Genomic DNA, 17,357 nt, shown 5'->3' with positions numbered 1-17,357 from the left:
TTAAATTGCTAAATATTCTGTGGAAGTCCAACCTGTAGAGGAAGGCATTTCCATGAATTTTGTTTCAGAGGTGTTAAGAAATTGATAAATTATATTTCCTGCTCTATCGGTGAAGATTAAAATATGCACCTTGAGTAATCAATTCACATCAACCCTTTTTATCAATGTTTAATAGACGAGATTTTATTAAAGGTCTTGGCCTGACTTCTGTAGGATGGCTAAGCCTTGGAGATTTTGCTTTCTCAAAAGAAACTCAACAACAAGCAGATTTTAGAATTCCGACCCTTTTTGCACCTATCAAGGTGAAAGGAAGAGTAACTTCCTCTGGAAAAGGAATCGCAAATGTGGCTGTTTCAGATGGTCGTGTGGTCACCAAAACTGATGCGAGAGGAGATTTCGAATTTGTATCGGGAAATGACCGTGATTTTGTATTTGTCACCATGCCTTCAGGGTATGAAATCGCCAAACAGGCAAATGGATCAGCAAGCTTTTTTAAGCCACTAGACAAAAGTAGGTCTTCAATGACTGTTTCTTTTGATTTGAAAAAATCAACCAATTCTGATGAAAATCATCACTTTTTATTGCTATCTGATACCCAGATTCAGGATGATTATGACGCGAATCAATTGTTGACCGTATCAATTCCAGATGTGCAGAAAACCATCCAATCTATCAATGATCCCAATATTTTCGGGATAGGCTGTGGAGACTTGGTTTATGATCATTTGGATCTTTTCAAAGAATACAATCAAGGGATTGAGGCTACTGGAATTCCATTTTTTCAAGTTGTTGGAAACCATGATTTAAACTTCAAAGTTCGTTCAGATGAACAGACCACTTCGACTTTCAAGGGCCACTTTGGACCAACTTATTATTCATGGAATAGAGGAGAGGTACATTATGTGGTGTTGGATGATGTCTTCTATTTGGGAAGAGATTCGGGTCAAAAGTACATTGGATACATTCCTGAGGAACAGTTGGCTTGGCTGGAGCAGGATCTAGCTCAGGTTGAAAAGGGAAAAACAGTGGTGGTTTCACTTCATATCCCAACATACACAGGTGCGGTGACTAGGTATCCAGAAAGAGATACCATCGGTGGAACCGTGAGTAATAGACAACATTTGTATAGAATGCTGGAAGGCTATCAGGCCCATATCATGTCTGGCCATACTCACTTCAATGATAATATGATTTCAGGCCATGTTTATGAACATTGTCATGGAACAGTCTGTGGAGCTTGGTGGTCAGGACCGATTTGCTATGATGGAACTCCAAATGGCTATGCGGTATATGAGGCGAGAGGTTCAGAACTCCAATGGAAATACAAAGGCACGGGATTGAATATCGAGGAACAGTTTAGGGTTTATAAAAATGGATATCATCCAGATTTCCCTGATTTTTATTCTTTGAATTGCTGGAACTATGATCCGGAATGGGAATTAGCTTGGTATGAAAATGGGGTCAAAGTAGCTGCTCCGATGAAGATTGTGGCCAAAGACCCTTGGAGTATGGAATTGCATACAGGTCCAAGTTTGCCTACAAGAAGATCTTGGGTAGAGCCACAATTGACAGATCACATGTTTTTCTTCCAGCCAAATTCTACAGACAATTTGGTGGTGGAAGCCAAAGATAGATTTGGGAATGTGTACACCAAGAAGATTGTATAAAAGTCAATAGATTTTAGTCCAAAGACGATAGAATAAATTCAAATGACAGGAGAAAGAAATCTAACTGAATTAATAAAGGGGATGAACCCAATGTTGAATGAGGGAGAATATGTATTCTGCATTGTTCCTGATATAAATACAATCAGTCGGGAGAACACTCTATTTGAATTCAAAGAAAAAGAGGGTGTAACGGTAGTTCTTGAGAAAATGAAGGCTGATAAGTTGAACTTGAAATACGACTATGTTTCTTCTTGGATTACATTGACAGTTCATTCTTCTTTGAATGCAGTTGGACTGACTGCAACATTTTCAGAAGCCTTGGCAAAGAATGGAATAAGCTGTAATGTCGTCGCTGCCTATTTACACGATCATATTTTTGTGGCCAAAAAGGATGCAGAAAAAGCTATTCAGGCTTTAAATGAACTTTCAGAGAGATTCTAGAGAATGAATTCTGATAAAAAAAGGCCTTCTGATTATTTCAGAGGGCCTTTTTCAATTTTAGAAACCCGAAGCAGCATCATCGCCTCGTGGATCAGCACCTCCCTCAAGTTTGCCATTGGGAAGAACTAAAATTGCATCCACCTTACCGATGATTGGATTGTTGTTTTCAAGGATATTGTAGCCTTTTGCTTTCAAATTTGCAATCAGTGTACTATCGAATGATTCCGGTTCAAAGCTAACTAAATCAGGTAGCCATTGATGATGGAATCGTGGAGATTCCACGGCCTCCTGCATGCTCATATCGAATTGAGAAACATTCAAGATGGTTTGAACGACAGATGTGATAATAGTGGATCCTCCCGGTGTTCCTACCACCATCCAAAGTTTTCCGCCTCTCTCGACGATTGTTGGGGTCATAGAACTCAACATTCTTTTTCCCGGGGCGATGCTGTTAGCCTCAGCACCGATCAATCCAAACATATTCGGTTCACCAGCTTTGGAGCTAAAGTCATCCATTTCATTGTTCATAAAAAAGCCCAGCTCGTCTATGTAAACCTTGGAGCCATAGGCTCCATTCAAGGTCGTTGTAACCGAGATTGCATTTCCTTCTTGATCAACGATGGAGTAATGGGTAGTTTCCATGCTTTCAGCAAAAGCTATTTTCCCTTCGGCTATATCTTCAGATTTGGTGGCTTTTTCCATCGAGAAACTTGACATTCTCTCTTTTAAATAGTTTTCATCCAATAACTCATCCACTGGAATATCAACAAAATCTGGATCCCCTAAGTAGAAGTTTCTATCCGCATAAGCTCTTCTTTCAGCTTCTACCAAAACCTGAATGTACTCAGGTGAATGATGACCATACTCTTTCAAATCAAAAGGCTCAATCATCTCGAAAATCTGCCCGATTGTAATTCCACCAGAACTTGGTGGAGACATGGATATGATTTTCAAATCTTGGTAATCGAATACGATAGGTTCTCTCCAGGCGGCTTCATAGCTTGCCAAATCCTCTTTGGTGATTATTCCACCGATTTTTTCCATGTGGTCTACCAAAATTTGAGCAGTTTCTCCGAAATAAAACTCTTCTTTACCATTGGCAGCAATCCTTTTCAATGTTTCAGCTAGGGCTGGATTTGCGAGAGTTTGACCGGCTTGGATATCCTTTGCATAGAAAGTTTCTGGGCCATTTGCCTCGATGAAAGTGTCTTTCAATCGAGCAAATCGATTGGCTTGATTTTCGGTTACTACAAAACCTTTTTCTGCCAATTCAATTACAGGAGCCAAAACTTCAGCGGGGCTTAATTTTCCAAATTTTTCCTGAGCAGCAAAGATTCCTGCAATGGTTCCCGGTACTCCTGAAGCCATAGCGCCTTTGGTGCTTAGACCTGGAATGATGTCTCCATTTTCATCCAGATACATGTCCCTATCAGCAGCCAAAGGAGCTTTTTCTCTGTAATCTATTGAGCCAATGCTTCCATCAGCCATTCTGAATACAGCAAAACCTCCGCCTCCCAAATTTCCAGCAAAAGGGTAGGTGACTGCCAAAGCCATTTCAGTTGCCATCATCGCATCAAATGCATTTCCTCCCTTTTCTAGAATTGCTACACCAATATCTGAGGCTTCTTTTCTAGCTGAAACCACCATTGCATGATCGGAAATCAATCCTGTTTTAGGAGTAGCTGTAGGAGTCTCAGGATTACAGGAAGTAATAAAAAAAGCTATTGCTGATGCCAGCAATAGCTTTTGAGTTAATCTGAATTTAATCATTGATCAAAGTACTGTTGAATAATTTTAAAATTCGTTTGTATTCATCTGTCCAAGAACTAGGTTCTACAAAACCATGATCTTCTACTGGATAAATAGCCATTTCCCAATTGTCTTTTCCTAGCTCTATCAGGCGTTGGGATAGTCTTACGACATCTTGAAAGTGGACATTCACATCGACCATTCCATGTGCCATCAAAAGGTTTCCTTTCAAACCTTCGGCAAAGTAAATAGGAGAGGAACGTCTATATGCAATCGGATCTTCTTCAGGTGTATTGAGAATGTTTGCGGTATATCCATGGTTGTAATGAGCCCAATCTGTAACTGATCTAAGGCCTGCTCCTGACTTGAACACATCAGGTTCGGTAAATAACGCCATCAAGGTGATGAAGCCTCCGTAACTACCACCGTAAATTCCGATTCGATCAGCATCAACTCCATAGTTTGAGATCAAGTGCTTGGCCCCATCCACTTGGTCAGAAAGGTCTTTTCCACCCATGTGACGATAAATTCCCGTTCTCCAATCTCTACCGTATCCAGCAGATGCTCTGTAATCTATATCCAATACCGTGTAACCCAAATCTGCCAATAGGTTATGGAACATATACTCTCTAAAGTAGCTACTCCACCATTTGTGGACGTTTTGAAGGTAACCTGCACCATGAACAAAAATTACAGCCGCTCCATTTTTCTTGGCTGGATCTGGTTCATAAATTCTTGCTGGAACCATCGCTCCATCTTGAGCTTTGAATCGGATGATTTCCGGATCTCTCCAGTCATAGGATTGAAAAGCCTGACTTTGACCGGTAGTCAATTGCTGAGCTTTTGCACCCACCTTGTTTTCTTGAAGATAAAGCTCAGCTGGCTTATTGGAATAGGAGTAAATGATTGCCAATTGCTTTTCATCGGGAGAAAGAGTGACATCATTGTTTCCAGTCATGGAGGTTAATTTCTCCATTCTTCCTCCCATCAAAGGCATTCTGTAGAAATGTCTTTCTCCAGGATCCACTTCGGAAGTTGTTAGATACCATGACTTATGATCTTTGGATATAAATGGAGTGAACACCTCGTATTTTCCTGAAGTCAAAGCTTTCTTTTTTCCAGTATCTGTATCCAAAATATACAAATGCGAATAGCCGGTTTCTTCTGATTGGAAATAGATATGCTTATTGTCTGGTAACCAACCTAAGGTTCCACCCGAGAAAGTCCAGCCTATTCCAGGACCACCAATCCAAGCTTCATCTCTTTGTCTATCTAGAATTTTCAATTCTCCTGTCTCCAAATCCGCTTCGGCGATCCATCTGTCCTTGTTGTCAAAGGATCTAGCTTGAATGATTGCTTTGCTACCATCCGGAGAAAATATAGGCCCAAAAAGTGCCAATTTACGATCTTCTTCCTTCCATTCCTTGTCAGGATAATCAGTAACGTAATCAGGTAAATCTTTTAATCCTGGAAGTGTAGAAGTGTTGATGAAATAAACAGAATCCCTGTCTATATCATATATCCCTATTTCTGAAGTGGTAGGTTCTGTCCCTACTTTTGGTCTTGCATTAAGTTCCTCTGTGTAGCCAGAAGCCGCGACATAATCAGGGACTTTGGTGTTTTTGTTTGAACTTGAGTTGTAATAGGTAAAAGTGGCAAACCTCCCACTTGGTGAAAGCTGAAGGTTGGCCGGATTTTTACCTTCAGTATAGTAGATGAATTCTTTAGCTTCATCATCTCGCGTTGCTTCTCTGTATTGCTTTCGAAGTTCAGCATTCTCTTCTCGTTCTCTGACTACTTGAAGAAGTTCCAGATTTTCTCTTTCTACAAAGCCTTTTGGCTTTTCATCCATTTTATCACTTCTGGATTCCGAAGGCTTGGAGCCATTAGAAATATGGGTTACTCGATTTACAACACCACTTTCTAGGTTAAAGACAAAGATGTTTTGCTCAGCTGCAAATGCAATTTTGTTTTCATCAACCAGAAAAGTAGGATTGCTGATTCTGGTATACCAGTTCAATACTTCTTTCTGTTCACCGGTTTTCAAAGTTTCCAAAATCAATTTGTCATTTGGACCGACAAATACTCTAAGAGATTTGTCTGCATTTAAACTGGCTTGGTTTCGTTCCAATTTATTCTCTTCTCTCCAAGAAACCTCCGTATAGGTTTTAGGATTTTGAAGATGGATGACGTAGGTAGAATCAGCTGGATTTCCTTCTGGGTTGTATTGGAAATAAATGCTTTTACTATCATCGCTCCATTGAGGTCTGGAGGGGAAAAATCCCATCCATTTGGGATCTCTCATGATGTATTCTACACTGAGTTGGCTTTGAGCAAAACCAGAAAAAGACAGCCAAATAAGGGCCGCCAGAGTAAAGATCTTACGATTCATGTACGATTACTTTGTTATGGCAGTGCTTTCAGAAACTGATTGAGCTCTTTTTCTATTTCCTCTAGATGCTCCTTTAATTCAGAGTTTTTTTCCTGAGAATGTTCTAGATCCGCTTCAATATCCTCCAACACTTTTCGTGTTTTCAATGCTCCAATATAGCTCATACTGGGCTTTGCCTTGTGACATCTTTTTTTAATGGTAGGAAAATCTGCTTTATCGAAAAAATCATCGAGTTCCTGAAGATCCTTGACATTGGTATCCAAAATAATTTGGATCATCTCCCGGATCATTTCCGGGTCATCATCTCCAAAATATTGGTAGATAGAATGCTCACTGATAAACTTATACATGGGATATGGGCTAAAAAAGGATATGAATTAAAAATTCTGTTTGGTATTTCTTTAAAATTAAAAACATTTTTTAAAAAGAGTGATTTCTAAAGTTAAAGATTCATTTAAAACTGGCAGAATCAGCAGTAGTCTTTAAGTTTGTGGCAGAGTCGAATTTTATGCAGAGAAACAAAAAAATATTTCTGATAATTTTCATCATTTTCATGCTGATCATGATGTGGATAGGATATGATATTTCCCAGAGAACTACTTTTCCAGGTTCCAAAGGGAATTTGAAAGAGCGTATTTCAACAGATCAAGAGCAATAGATGAAGGGAAAGAAGGTAAATATTGATCAGATTGATTTAGAGGAAATGAAGGAGAAGGTTTCTGAAACTCCCAACACTTTGCCCTATGCTCATCATTCTGGAAGTGCTATTGTAAAGCCTGAAGACAAGGGGAAGATCACCGGAAGGGCTGTCGCAGCCATGCACAGTCAAACGGATATGCAAATGGCTCAAATCTATGAGCAAATGCAGCTTTTGGCGGAGCAGGCTAAACAAATCCAAAGTCGAGTTCAGGTTTCCGAGCGTATTTATCAAGCTTCCATTTCTTTTGAACCGTTGATCAATCATGTTTATTTTCTTTACCAAAAAGAAGATGGTTCTGACTTTTTGAGCATGATAGCTCCCGAAGAATGGGGAAGGAAAAAGAACTTTGCTTCATTCGTAGCAGAGGTGAGACTATTGGCAGATCATACTTGGGAAATCCTGAGAGAGAACAATTAATCAATGCAACATATTTTTGTAGAGAATTTTCTGGAGATCCTCCGAAACAGCGATGTGGATTTAAAGGAAAACTTTGAGTTGGAAGTAAACCCAAAATTTCTGGATCAAAAAGGGAAAAATTGGCTTCAAGAAGTTTTCGAAGATTTAGGAGGAGAAGGTAAAAATCCGCTTTTGGAAAAGCTGAAATTTGACTGGAAAATCAATCGATTTTTGTTTCTTTTTGACTTCCATCTTCATTTTAATAGGTACAGGTTAACGTCTTTTAGATCAGATCTTTATCGTGAAATGAATTTTCCATTTGTTGATGCTCAAAGAAGACTTTGTCGGACCTACGAAAAGGAATGTTTGAAAGCTGGAATGCAAAGTAGAATTTGGAATGGTCCACCAATTGCACAGACTTGGTTTGGAGCTGCTTCGGAGCCTGGCGATTTCTCAGGAAATGGAGCTCCTGGATGGAAACTGCAGGCTTATAATGATGTTCAAATTGATCTGCAAACCAGAATACATGGATATAAATTAGTTCGATTGTCTCCCTATGAAACCATCATGACTGGAGGAAGCCTGAAGCGATTAGATCAGCTTCTGGTCAATCCAAATGAAGAACAGCAGCAAATGTTGTTGAATTGGTTTATGAGGAAATTAGCTTAATATTTCCTCCTTATTTAAGATTTATTTGATGAAACAATCCATTCTAACAATCCTATTTTTAGCTTTTTTCACCCAATTGGTCGCTCAAGATAAATTGACGATTTCGGACAGGATTTCTGAAATAGACGAAACCAATATTTTTAAAACTGAAGGATTTTATAATTGGGGAGGATCAATCATCCAAGGTGAGGACGGGAAATATCACCTTTTTTATAGTCGCTGGCCTAAGGAAAGCAAGTTTACTGGTTGGTTATTGTTTTCAGAGATTGCTCATGCTACTTCGGATTCTCCATCAGGTCCATGGGAATATTTAGAAACTGTGCTTGAGGGGAGAGGAAAAGGTCATTGGGATGCAATTACTGCACACAATCCCAAAATCAAGAAATTCGAAGACAAATATTACCTCTATTACATTTCTACCAATTTGGGAGACAATCAGGGTTATACAACTGATGAATTGATGGAAATTGCGCAAACAGGCTATTCTCATGATAATTGGAAAATTTTAAGACCCAATCAAAGAACGGGAATTGCTGTTTCGGAAAGTATAAATGGTCCTTGGGAAAGAAAAGATAATCCACTGATCGAACCATCAGGCCCAATCACCACTTTGACTGTCAATCCTGCTATTACAAAAGGAAGAGATGGGAAATATTACTTGATTATCAAAGGTGATAAGCCCAATGAAACCAGATTTATCAGAAATCAGGCTATGGCGATTGGAGATCAACCAGATGGTCCTTTTGAAATTCTTCCCAAAGCGGTGATAGATGATCTGGATACCGAAGATATGTCATTATGGTATGATGAAGATTTGGATTATTACTATGCTGTCTTTCATGCCCATGGTTTTATAGGAATGATGAGTTCACCTGATGGAATAAATTGGGGAAAAGCCTCAGATTACGTACTCACTCCCAAAGAACTTAAAATGAAAAATGGTAGTATTTTGAAGCCAGATCGTTTAGAAAGACCTTTTGTGTTTCATGAAAATGGAAAAGTAACTGTTCTGGGATTGGCTGGTAAAATAGAGGATGAGTCTGTAGTGATTACCATTCCACTCAAATAAAAAAAAGCAGCTTTGAGCTGCTTGATTAAGAAAATAATCCAAATATTTCTCGATGAACTTTTTCAAGGATTAGTGAAAAGTCCTCAGGATTTTCAACGAAATCCAAATTGTTTACATCGACAATCAGAAGCTTTCCTTCTTTATAATTGGCTATCCATTCTTCATAATGGGAATTGAGATTTTTCAAATAATCAATTCTCATGGTGGTCTCGTAAGTTCTTCCTCTTTTTTCAATTTGTCCTACCAGTTTCGGAATATCTGCCTTCAGATAAATCAATAAATCAGGCGGATTGATATGAGGAGTCATACTGTCAAACAAACTCTTGTAATTATAATAATCCCGTTCACTCAAAAGGTGACTTTTATAAAGATTGGCAGCGAAAATATAGGCGTCTTCATAGATGGTTCGATCTTGAACTGTATCTATTTGACTTTCTTGAATCCTCTTGACTTGATTGAATCTTGAATTGAGAAAATAAACCTGAAGATGAAAAGCCCACCTTTTCATATCCTCATAGAAATCAGGAAGATATGGGTTGTCATCCGCAGATTCAAATTCCGCTTGCCAGCCAAAATGTTTGGCCAGTTTCTCGGTCAAAGTGGTTTTTCCACTACCAATGTTGCCTGCAACAGCTATGTGCATTTTTCTTATTTCTTAAATCTTGAAGCTATTACCAAATCCTTGTTTCCTGGAGTGTATTTGTAAAAACCCTCACCGGTTTTGGCGCCTTTGTATCCTGCTTCCACCATGTTTACCAAAAGTGGGCAAGGCGCATATTTAGGGTTTCCAAAGCCATCATGAAGTACTTTCAATATTGAAAGGCAAACATCCAATCCGATAAAATCAGCCAATTGCAAAGGGCCCATCGGGTGAGCCATTCCCAATTTCATTACTGTATCGATTTCTTCTACCCCTGCTACACCCTCGAATAGAGAATAAATTGCCTCATTGATCATAGGCATCAAAATTCTGTTTGCAACAAACCCTGGATAATCATTTACCTCAACAGGAGATTTATCCAAATCTCTGGAAAGGTTCATCACACTTTCGGTTACCTCATCAGAAGTAGCATATCCACGGATCACTTCAACGAGTTTCATGACTGGTACAGGGTTCATAAAGTGCATTCCTATCACTTGGGCAGGTCTTTGAGTAACAGCTCCAATTTTGGTGATGGATATGGAAGAAGTGTTGGTAGCTAAAATCGCTTCTTTTGGTGCTAATTGGTCCATTTTTCGAAATAGATCCAATTTAATCTCCAAATTCTCGGTGGCAGCTTCCACAGCTAGATCAACTGAGGTTAATCCTTTTTCTAAATCTGTAAATGTGAAAATTCTGTCCAATGCAGCTCCTTTTTCATCCTCAGTCAAAATTCCTTTGCTGATTTGGCGATCCATATTCTTGGCTATCTTATCGATGGCTTTATCCAAGTATTCCTGCTTAAGATCTATTAAGGAAACCTGGTATCCATTTTGGGCAAAAACGTGAGCAATTCCATTTCCCATGGTTCCAGATCCGATGACTGCAATATTCTTCATAATTTAATTTTTATTTGTATTTGGGTTTATCCTTCGTGACAGTTTTATAGCCACCATTTCAAAACTAGCTTTGGCACTAAAGAATTCCAATTTTATCAGATCTTTCCTGACTAGCATTGTCAGATTTTTTTCAGGTCCTTTTTTGGATTAATCCCTACCTTTGAGCCATGAAAGAACTCGGACAAATCAGTCGCCTTCCCATCAATCGCTTTACAGATTTTGGTGCTTACCTTGAATTGGAATCAGGAGAGGAAGTTTTGCTTCCCAAAGGATACTTAAGTGGTGACGAGCGAGAGGATGATTATGTGCAAGTATTTGTCTACACAGATAGTGAAGATAGACCTGTTGCAGTGACCGATACCCCCAAAGCTATCGTGGACGAATGGGCTGTCATGGAAGCCAAAGAAGTAACTTCATTTGGAGCATTTATGGATTGGGGTTTACCAAAGGATCTTTTGGTACCTAACTCAGAAATGGGAAAAGACATGGAAGTCGGAAGAAAATACCTAGTTCGTGTCTGTGTTGATTACCGCTCCAATCGTTTGATTGGTAGTAGCAAGCATAGAGATTTCATCATTCCGGCAACGGATGATTTCAAACCTGGAGACGAAGTGGATGGTTTGATATATGAAAAAACTGATTTAGGCTTCAAGGTTTTAGTGGAAGATGAATTTGAAGGATTGATCTATTCTAATGAGGTATTTCAGCCCATTGAAATAGGAGAGAGAAGGAATTTGTTCGTAAAAAAGAAGAGAGATGATGGGAAGTTGGATCTGCAGCTTTTACCAACAGGAAGAGTAAAATACGAAGAAGGAGCAGAGAAAATCTTGGCGATTTTGAAGGAAAAAAAGTTTTTGCCCCTTCACGATAAATCTGACCCTGAAGAAATCAAAAAAGTGCTTTCTATGAGTAAAAAGCACTTTAAACAATGTATAGGTCAGTTATACAAAGCCCGAGAAATCCAGATTTTAGAAGACGGAATTGCCTTACCTTAATTGAGTTTCAGAATATCACTGGGAGTACGACAAAGTATTGCCTTTCTTCTATAAAGAGCTATAGGTGCTTTTATTAAGTAAGGATATTTCACCAAAATATTCAGCCAGCTTTCATGATCCCAGTTTTTACCGGCAATCAAACGCTGGTAATCGGGATGGGCACGATTTAGTAAATCTTTTGGACGGAGATCAAGAAGTAGCAAAATCTGATTCCATTGAGTAGCAGTCATTTTTTGGGATACGAGATCGATTTCATGAATGAATTTTGCAACAGAGTGAGCATAAGCTCTTGTTTGTTTGTTGATCGGTTGAGCCGAATTATGATAGAAATAGAGCTCTGAATGATGAGTTTTCATAGGTTATTGGGTTTAGCTTACTTAATATACCTAATTTGTCAAACATTTGAAATACAGTTTGTTATAAAATTTATTAACGCATTTTGGATTTAGAATTATTCCAAAGGGAAAGTAAATCTGATTTTCCCGCTAACAAGAAATTGAAGGATAGGCTTCGAAAAGTAAAGCCTAAAAAGCTCGATGAAGATTTTGAAAACCTTCATGAGGAGGCCTTTGAGGAAATAGATTGTTTGGAGTGCGCCAACTGTTGTAAAACAACAAGTCCCATTTTTTTGCAAGTAGATATTGATCGGCTTGCTAAGGTTTTTAGACAGAAAAGCAGTGCATTTATCGATGAATATCTCTACAGGGACGATGACGGGGATTATGTTTTGAATTCTTCGCCTTGTCCTTTTTTAGGAACTGACAATAAATGTTTGGTTTATGAGGACCGACCTAAAGCTTGTCGTGAATACCCTCATACCAACAGAAAAAATATGCATGGGATTTTGGGCCTAACACTTAAAAATACGTTGGTTTGTCCCGCAGTTTTCAAAATTTTCCAGCAGATTGCTAAAGATTATAGGAAGTAAAGCAATTTTTTGGCTTTTTTGGAACTCAAACCTATAAATAACAAAATGGATAAAGCAGTGACGCACTTTTTAGGAGTGGATGTAGGAGGAACCCATCTGAAGATTGGTCTAGTTGATAAAGACGGACAAATTGTTGATTTTCAGAAAGAAGATACAACGCCATTTAGAGATCATCAGGATGGATTTGGGCCTGCTTTTATCGCTGGATTAGCTAAATATTTCGAAAAATACCCAGAAGTAGAGAAAGTAGGCATCGGTTTACCGGGCTTAATCAGTAAGGATCGTACTACTCCATTGGAAATTCCCGCAATTCCAGGATTAAATAATTTCAATTTGAAGGAAGGCTTAAAAAATGCCTATCCAGATAAAGAATTCTTTTTGGAAAATGACGCTGCTGCTGCTGCCATTGGAGAATTCTATTTTGGTAAAGATGATCCTTCCGACAATTTCCTTTTCATCACCATGGGTACCGGAATCGGAAGTGCCTTGGTCCTTGATGGAGAAGTTTTCAAAGGCTCACGAGGAAATGCAATGGAAATGGGACATATGCTTTCCAAAGGAAGTGCAAGATTGGAGACTTTGATCGGACGTAAAGGAATTTTGGATATCCTTGAGCGAATGATCGCCGCATATCCTGATAAAGCTGGTAGACTTGCCGGTGCTGAACTAGGAACACATCTCTTGGTCGACACTGCAAAAGAAGGAAATGAAGTTTCCTTGATGGTTTTCAAGGAGGTTGGATTGATGTTGGGAGAGGCTATCGTTTCTACCATCCGAATTCTGGATGTAACTGAAGTCTATTTCGGTGGGGGTATTTCAGCAGGTTTGGAATTTATGCTTCCTGAGATCGAGCGTACAATCAGACAGTATTTGACTATCTATTACAATAAAGACTTAGTATTGAAAAAGGCGACTTTGGAAAACAATGCAGGAACCCTTGGAGCGGCTGCTCTTTGTTTTATGGGTTCAGGGTTGTAACAGTTACCTCAGATACTTTAGAAATAGCATTCATTCGAAAAAGAACCTTAAGGGGTTCTTTTTCTGGTTTTACACCATCACAATTATCACTCGGCTCGAAATAGTAGAAAAAGAAACTTTGGCTTTTATCTACCAATTCAACGCGATCTGGTCTTCCAAAAGTCTTGATTAAAGCTTGGTTGTCTGCACCTAGGAAGGTGTTTTTGATTTTTTCAAATTCCTCTAAATCCTGAAGACGAAGTCCTTTGCATCCGTATCGATCACCTTTCCAATTTTCAATATTGATTGCTCCTGTATCTAATTTGGAAGAACAGGAAGTTCCGATCATAATCAATAAAAAGGTGGCAATGCTTAAATACTTCATGGAGAAATGGATTCTTTATTCGGCTGCAAATGTACTGAGCTTTCTTTTTCTAAGTATGAAAAACCTAATTTTATCTCTTTGGGAGAAAAATCAGTGCTAATTTGCAGGAAAGGCTAATTGGCTTAGGTTCACGGATTTTCAAATTTGAGACAAATATTGTCGGAGTACCAGCTTGAATTGCTGCCCATCTGTTTGATCAAATCCTGTATATTAGCACATTCAATTACCCATTTCATATGTATTACAGATTCGGGAAGTTCTTCTACTTCGTAAGTATCCTCATATTCCTCTTTTTCCTACTGTATTTCTATGCAGCTATGACCGATCAGCTCACTTATAGATTGGGAGAAAGCGGAGAAACCGTATCAACCATTGAGAAGAATTTTTTCTTCTATGCCATGATCGCGGCATTTGTTCTATTAAATGCATTTACAATTCTTCCTCCAAAATTGTTAGAGACTAAGACTAGCAAAAGGTTACATCGAGTTTTCCCGGTAGGGGACAACTACAGAGATTATCTATTGGCTTGGTTTTATTCCTTTGGAGGGGTGATCAATTTCAGTTTGGCAGTGGTTGTTTTATACATCCATTCGATTAATAATCAGCAAGAAATTACTCCAGATAATTTTAGTTTCTTCTTTTATCTGATTCCAGTTTTATTGGTTATCTGGATTATCGCACTCTTTTTGCTTTTTGCAGGCAAAGCCAAACAACTGCAGAAAGGCTCTTAAGTATTGAATTATGGCAGAAAACGTAAAATATACAGAGGATAGTATCAAGTCCCTTGATTGGCGAGAACACATTCGGTTGAGACCGGGTATGTATATCGGTAAATTGGGCGACGGTAGTGCCCAGGATGATGGGATTTATGTTTTAGTAAAGGAAGTTTTGGATAACTCCATCGATGAACACATGATGGGGTATGGACGAACGATCGATGTCAAGATTTCTGAGCATAAAGTTGAAGTACGTGATTATGGTCGTGGTATTCCTTTAGGAAAAGTCATCGATTGCGTCTCCAAAATCAATACCGGTGGTAAATACGACTCAGGTGCTTTCCAAAAATCGGTTGGTTTGAACGGTGTCGGTACCAAAGCAGTCAATGCGCTTTCAGATTACTTTAAAGTTCAGGCGTTCCGTGATGGTGAAACCAAAATTGCTGAGTTTGAAAAAGGTGTTCTGAAGGAAGATAGACCTATTGATAAAAGTTCTGATCGAAACGGGACTAAGGTTATCTTTACTCCTGATGCTAGCATTTTTAAGAATTATCACTTTATTCCTGAATATCTTGAAAACCAGATATGGAACTATGCCTATCTGAATGCTGGATTGACAATCAATTACAATGGGAAAAAGTATTTCTCAGATAAAGGATTATATGACCTTCTTTCCAACAAAGTGGAAGAAGAAAGTATCCGATACCCTATAATCCATTTGAAAGGAAACGATATCGAATTGGCGATCACTCACTCCAATCAATATGGTGAAGAATATTATTCCTTTGTAAACGGTCAATACACGACACAAGGTGGTACTCACTTGGCTGCTTTCAGGGAGGCTATCGTAAAGACTATCCGTGAGTTTTTCAAAAAGGATTATGATGCTTCTGATATTCGTCAGAGTATCGTAGCCTCTATTGCAGTTAGAGTTCAGGAGCCGGTTTTTGAATCTCAAACCAAAACCAAACTGGGTTCGCATTCTGTTGGACCAGATGGTCCTACCTTAAGGACTTTTGTGAACGATTTCGTCAAGACAGAGCTTGATAATTATCTACATAAAAATCCTGCAGTTGCTGATGCATTATTAAAGAGAATCCTTCAATCTGAAAGAGAGAGAAAAGAAATCTCTGGCATCAAAAAATTGGCTAATGAAAGAGCCAAAAAGGCCAACTTGCATAATAAGAAGTTGCGTGATTGTCGAGTTCATTACGATGATAACAAGGCAAATGAGGAAGTTAAAAACAACACCATGTTGTTTATCACTGAAGGGGACTCCGCTTCAGGATCTATCACCAAATCCAGGGATGTTCAGACTCAGGCAGTTTTCTCGTTAAGAGGCAAGCCTTTGAACTGCTTCGGGATGACCAAAAAGGTGGTTTATGAAAATGAAGAATTCAATCTCCTACAACATGCCTTGAATATTGAAGACGGAATAGAAGGTTTGAGGTATAGAAAAATCGTAATTGCAACGGATGCTGATGTGGATGGCATGCACATCCGATTGTTGATCATGACTTATTTCCTTCAATTCTTTCCTGATTTGGTGAAAAATGGTCACTTATTCATTTTGGAAACACCGCTTTTCCGAGTAAGGAATAAGAAAGAAACCATTTATTGCTATTCCGACGAAGAGAGACAAAGAGCAATTCATAAATTGGGGAATAAGCCTGAAATCACGCGTTTCAAAGGATTAGGAGAGATTTCGCCTGAAGAATTTGGTGGGTTTATCGGGGATGATATTCGTTTGGAGCCAATCATTTTGAATAAGGAAACAAAAATTTCAGAGCTTTTGACTTTCTACATGGGGAAAAATACTCCTAATCGCCAAAACTTCATAATCGACAATTTGAAAGTTGAGAAGGATTTGGCTTTGGAAGACCCAAAATCTGAAGAACCTGAAGAAGAGGCTGCTTAATTGTGTAAAATTTGCAATAAATAAATTATTGCATAAAAAATGCAAAAATATTGGAATTGCATAATTAATACAATAAATTACTGCTTCAGCAAGGTGAAAAGAAAATGGATTACTGGATTTTAATGGGGGATATTGTCGGAAGTAGCGAATCAGACTCAATCTCCCTGCAAAAGGAATTCTCAAAACTAATTGGGAAAATCAATCTGGAATACAAAGACCAATTAAAATCTCCACTTACAATCACCTTGGGGGATGAATTCCAAGGGATAGTGGAAGATTTGAAAAAATCCATTCAGATAATCGTCCGGATTGAAGAAGAAAAATGGAAATTGGAATACCCAATTTTGATTCGGTATAGTTTGGGATTTGGAGAAATATCTACTCCTATTAATTCTGAGATTGCTTTTGGAATGTTAGGGCAGGGACTTTCAGAAGTCAGAAATTCATTGACTGAACTGAAAGTAAAGGAGGAGAGAATAGTTTTGACTGGAGACATTCATGACAAAGAAAAAGTAAGTTTGTCTTTGGGATTGCTTCTGGAGAAACAGGAGGATTGGAAATGGAAGGATCATGAAGTGATTTCCGGGTATTTTCAGGGTAAAGATTACAAAAGAGTGGCGGAAGAATTGGATAAGGATAAATCTTTGATTTGGAGGAGATTTAAATCTTTGGGATTTGTATCATACGAAAAGAGAAAAAGACTTTTGGAAATAATTGTAAAGAATGAGAGTTGATTTTATTCTGTTTTATGTCATTTCAGAACTGATAACCTACTTTCTTTTTCGGAAAATCAGAAACTATTATTTGGGAAATTCCGGTACTAAAAGACCTATGTG

General features: G+C 38.5%; 19 protein-coding genes. 12 read left to right on the top strand and 7 right to left on the bottom strand.

Annotated elements, in window-relative coordinates:
- Nucleotides 1–164: 164 nt before the first annotated feature.
- Together O0V13_RS03750 and O0V13_RS03745 are read left to right on the top strand one after the other, a co-directional pair.
- The gene (locus O0V13_RS03750; RefSeq protein ID WP_268033654.1) at nucleotides 165–1,667 is read left to right on the top strand and encodes a calcineurin-like phosphoesterase family protein; all 1,503 of its coding nucleotides are present in this window, start codon (nucleotides 165–167) and stop codon (nucleotides 1,665–1,667) included.
- 42 nt (nucleotides 1,668–1,709) lie between these two features.
- Nucleotides 1,710–2,108: an ACT domain-containing protein gene (locus O0V13_RS03745; RefSeq protein WP_268033653.1), complete on the top strand. Its 399-nt coding sequence runs from the start codon at nucleotides 1,710–1,712 to the stop codon at nucleotides 2,106–2,108.
- Between the two features lie 57 nt (nucleotides 2,109–2,165).
- Here the strand turns inward: O0V13_RS03745 and ggt are convergent, their stop codons facing one another.
- The 3 genes from ggt to O0V13_RS03730 are packed head-to-tail and all read right to left on the bottom strand — an operon-like array spanning nucleotide 2,166 to nucleotide 6,599.
- Entirely contained in the window at nucleotides 2,166–3,878 is a 1,713-nt protein-coding gene (gene ggt / locus O0V13_RS03740) for a gamma-glutamyltransferase (protein WP_268033652.1), read from the bottom strand.
- The gene (locus O0V13_RS03735; protein ID WP_268033651.1) at nucleotides 3,871–6,249 is read right to left on the bottom strand and encodes a S9 family peptidase; all 2,379 of its coding nucleotides are present in this window, start codon (nucleotides 6,247–6,249) and stop codon (nucleotides 3,871–3,873) included. The genes ggt and O0V13_RS03735 overlap by 8 nt, the downstream gene beginning before the upstream one ends.
- Nucleotides 6,250–6,263: 14 nt before the next feature.
- Complete coding sequence (locus O0V13_RS03730; protein ID WP_268033650.1) at nucleotides 6,264–6,599, bottom strand: Hpt domain-containing protein; 336 nt, start codon at nucleotides 6,597–6,599, stop codon at nucleotides 6,264–6,266.
- 158 nt (nucleotides 6,600–6,757) lie between these two features.
- Between O0V13_RS03730 and O0V13_RS03725 the strand changes: the two genes are divergently transcribed.
- Genes O0V13_RS03725 through O0V13_RS03710 form a run of 4 tightly spaced genes read left to right on the top strand, consistent with a single transcriptional unit; the run spans nucleotide 6,758 to nucleotide 9,083 of the window.
- Nucleotides 6,758–6,907, top strand: a complete 150-nt coding sequence (locus tag O0V13_RS03725) for a hypothetical protein (protein WP_166669806.1) — start codon at nucleotides 6,758–6,760, stop codon at nucleotides 6,905–6,907.
- Nucleotides 6,908–7,366 carry a DUF2452 domain-containing protein gene (locus tag O0V13_RS03720; RefSeq protein WP_268033649.1) on the top strand — a complete coding sequence of 153 codons (459 nt, stop codon included), beginning with the start codon at nucleotides 6,908–6,910 and terminating at the stop codon, nucleotides 7,364–7,366.
- Nucleotides 7,367–7,369: 3 nt separating this feature from the next.
- Nucleotides 7,370–8,014, top strand: a complete 645-nt coding sequence (locus tag O0V13_RS03715) for a DUF7255 family protein (RefSeq protein WP_268033648.1) — start codon at nucleotides 7,370–7,372, stop codon at nucleotides 8,012–8,014.
- 28 nt (nucleotides 8,015–8,042) lie between these two features.
- On the top strand, nucleotides 8,043–9,083 hold the full coding sequence (locus tag O0V13_RS03710; protein ID WP_268033647.1) for a glycoside hydrolase family protein: 1,041 nt from the start codon (nucleotides 8,043–8,045) through the stop codon (nucleotides 9,081–9,083).
- A 25-nt stretch (nucleotides 9,084–9,108) separates the two neighbouring features.
- Here the strand turns inward: O0V13_RS03710 and O0V13_RS03705 are convergent, their stop codons facing one another.
- Nucleotides 9,109–9,726: a deoxynucleoside kinase gene (locus O0V13_RS03705; RefSeq protein ID WP_268033646.1), complete on the bottom strand. Its 618-nt coding sequence runs from the start codon at nucleotides 9,724–9,726 to the stop codon at nucleotides 9,109–9,111.
- 5 nt (nucleotides 9,727–9,731) lie between these two features.
- The gene (locus tag O0V13_RS03700) at nucleotides 9,732–10,622 is read right to left on the bottom strand and encodes a 3-hydroxyacyl-CoA dehydrogenase family protein (RefSeq protein WP_268033645.1); all 891 of its coding nucleotides are present in this window, start codon (nucleotides 10,620–10,622) and stop codon (nucleotides 9,732–9,734) included.
- Nucleotides 10,623–10,789: 167 nt separating this feature from the next.
- On the opposite strand from O0V13_RS03700, the gene O0V13_RS03695 reads away from it, so the two are divergent.
- Nucleotides 10,790–11,617, top strand: coding sequence for a CvfB family protein (locus tag O0V13_RS03695; RefSeq protein WP_268033644.1), 828 nt, complete (start codon nucleotides 10,790–10,792; stop codon nucleotides 11,615–11,617).
- On the opposite strand, the gene O0V13_RS03690 is transcribed toward O0V13_RS03695, so the two are convergent.
- On the bottom strand, nucleotides 11,614–11,973 hold the full coding sequence (locus O0V13_RS03690; RefSeq protein WP_268033643.1) for an arsenate reductase family protein: 360 nt from the start codon (nucleotides 11,971–11,973) through the stop codon (nucleotides 11,614–11,616). The two genes, O0V13_RS03695 and O0V13_RS03690, sit on opposite strands and share 4 nt — an antisense overlap.
- A gap of 83 nt (nucleotides 11,974–12,056) precedes the next feature.
- Between O0V13_RS03690 and O0V13_RS03685 the strand changes: the two genes are divergently transcribed.
- Both O0V13_RS03685 and O0V13_RS03680 read left to right on the top strand, forming a co-directional pair.
- On the top strand, nucleotides 12,057–12,545 hold the full coding sequence (locus O0V13_RS03685; protein ID WP_268033642.1) for a YkgJ family cysteine cluster protein: 489 nt from the start codon (nucleotides 12,057–12,059) through the stop codon (nucleotides 12,543–12,545).
- Between the two features lie 45 nt (nucleotides 12,546–12,590).
- Entirely contained in the window at nucleotides 12,591–13,523 is a 933-nt protein-coding gene (locus O0V13_RS03680; RefSeq protein WP_268033641.1) for an ROK family protein, read from the top strand.
- Here O0V13_RS03680 and O0V13_RS03675 read toward each other — a convergent pair.
- Nucleotides 13,504–13,887: a hypothetical protein gene (locus tag O0V13_RS03675; protein WP_268033640.1), complete on the bottom strand. Its 384-nt coding sequence runs from the start codon at nucleotides 13,885–13,887 to the stop codon at nucleotides 13,504–13,506. The two genes, O0V13_RS03680 and O0V13_RS03675, sit on opposite strands and share 20 nt — an antisense overlap.
- Nucleotides 13,888–14,123: 236 nt before the next feature.
- Here O0V13_RS03675 and O0V13_RS03670 point away from each other — a divergent pair, with 236 nt between their 5' ends.
- The 3 genes from O0V13_RS03670 (at nucleotide 14,124) to O0V13_RS03660 (ending at nucleotide 17,255) form a co-directional block, all read left to right on the top strand.
- Nucleotides 14,124–14,618: a DNA topoisomerase IV gene (locus tag O0V13_RS03670; RefSeq protein WP_268033639.1), complete on the top strand. Its 495-nt coding sequence runs from the start codon at nucleotides 14,124–14,126 to the stop codon at nucleotides 14,616–14,618.
- A gap of 10 nt (nucleotides 14,619–14,628) precedes the next feature.
- Complete coding sequence (locus tag O0V13_RS03665) at nucleotides 14,629–16,521, top strand: DNA topoisomerase IV subunit B (protein ID WP_268033638.1); 1,893 nt, start codon at nucleotides 14,629–14,631, stop codon at nucleotides 16,519–16,521.
- Between the two features lie 104 nt (nucleotides 16,522–16,625).
- On the top strand, nucleotides 16,626–17,255 hold the full coding sequence (locus O0V13_RS03660; RefSeq protein WP_268033637.1) for a SatD family protein: 630 nt from the start codon (nucleotides 16,626–16,628) through the stop codon (nucleotides 17,253–17,255).
- Nucleotides 17,256–17,357: the final 102 nt, after the last annotated feature.

It is taken from the genome of Algoriphagus sp. PAP.12, from assembly GCF_026652115.1.
In the GTDB taxonomy this organism is placed as follows: domain Bacteria; phylum Bacteroidota; class Bacteroidia; order Cytophagales; family Cyclobacteriaceae; genus Algoriphagus.
The sequence above is the reverse complement of the archived record's forward strand: the minus strand, read 5'-3'. Positions and strand labels throughout refer to the sequence as shown.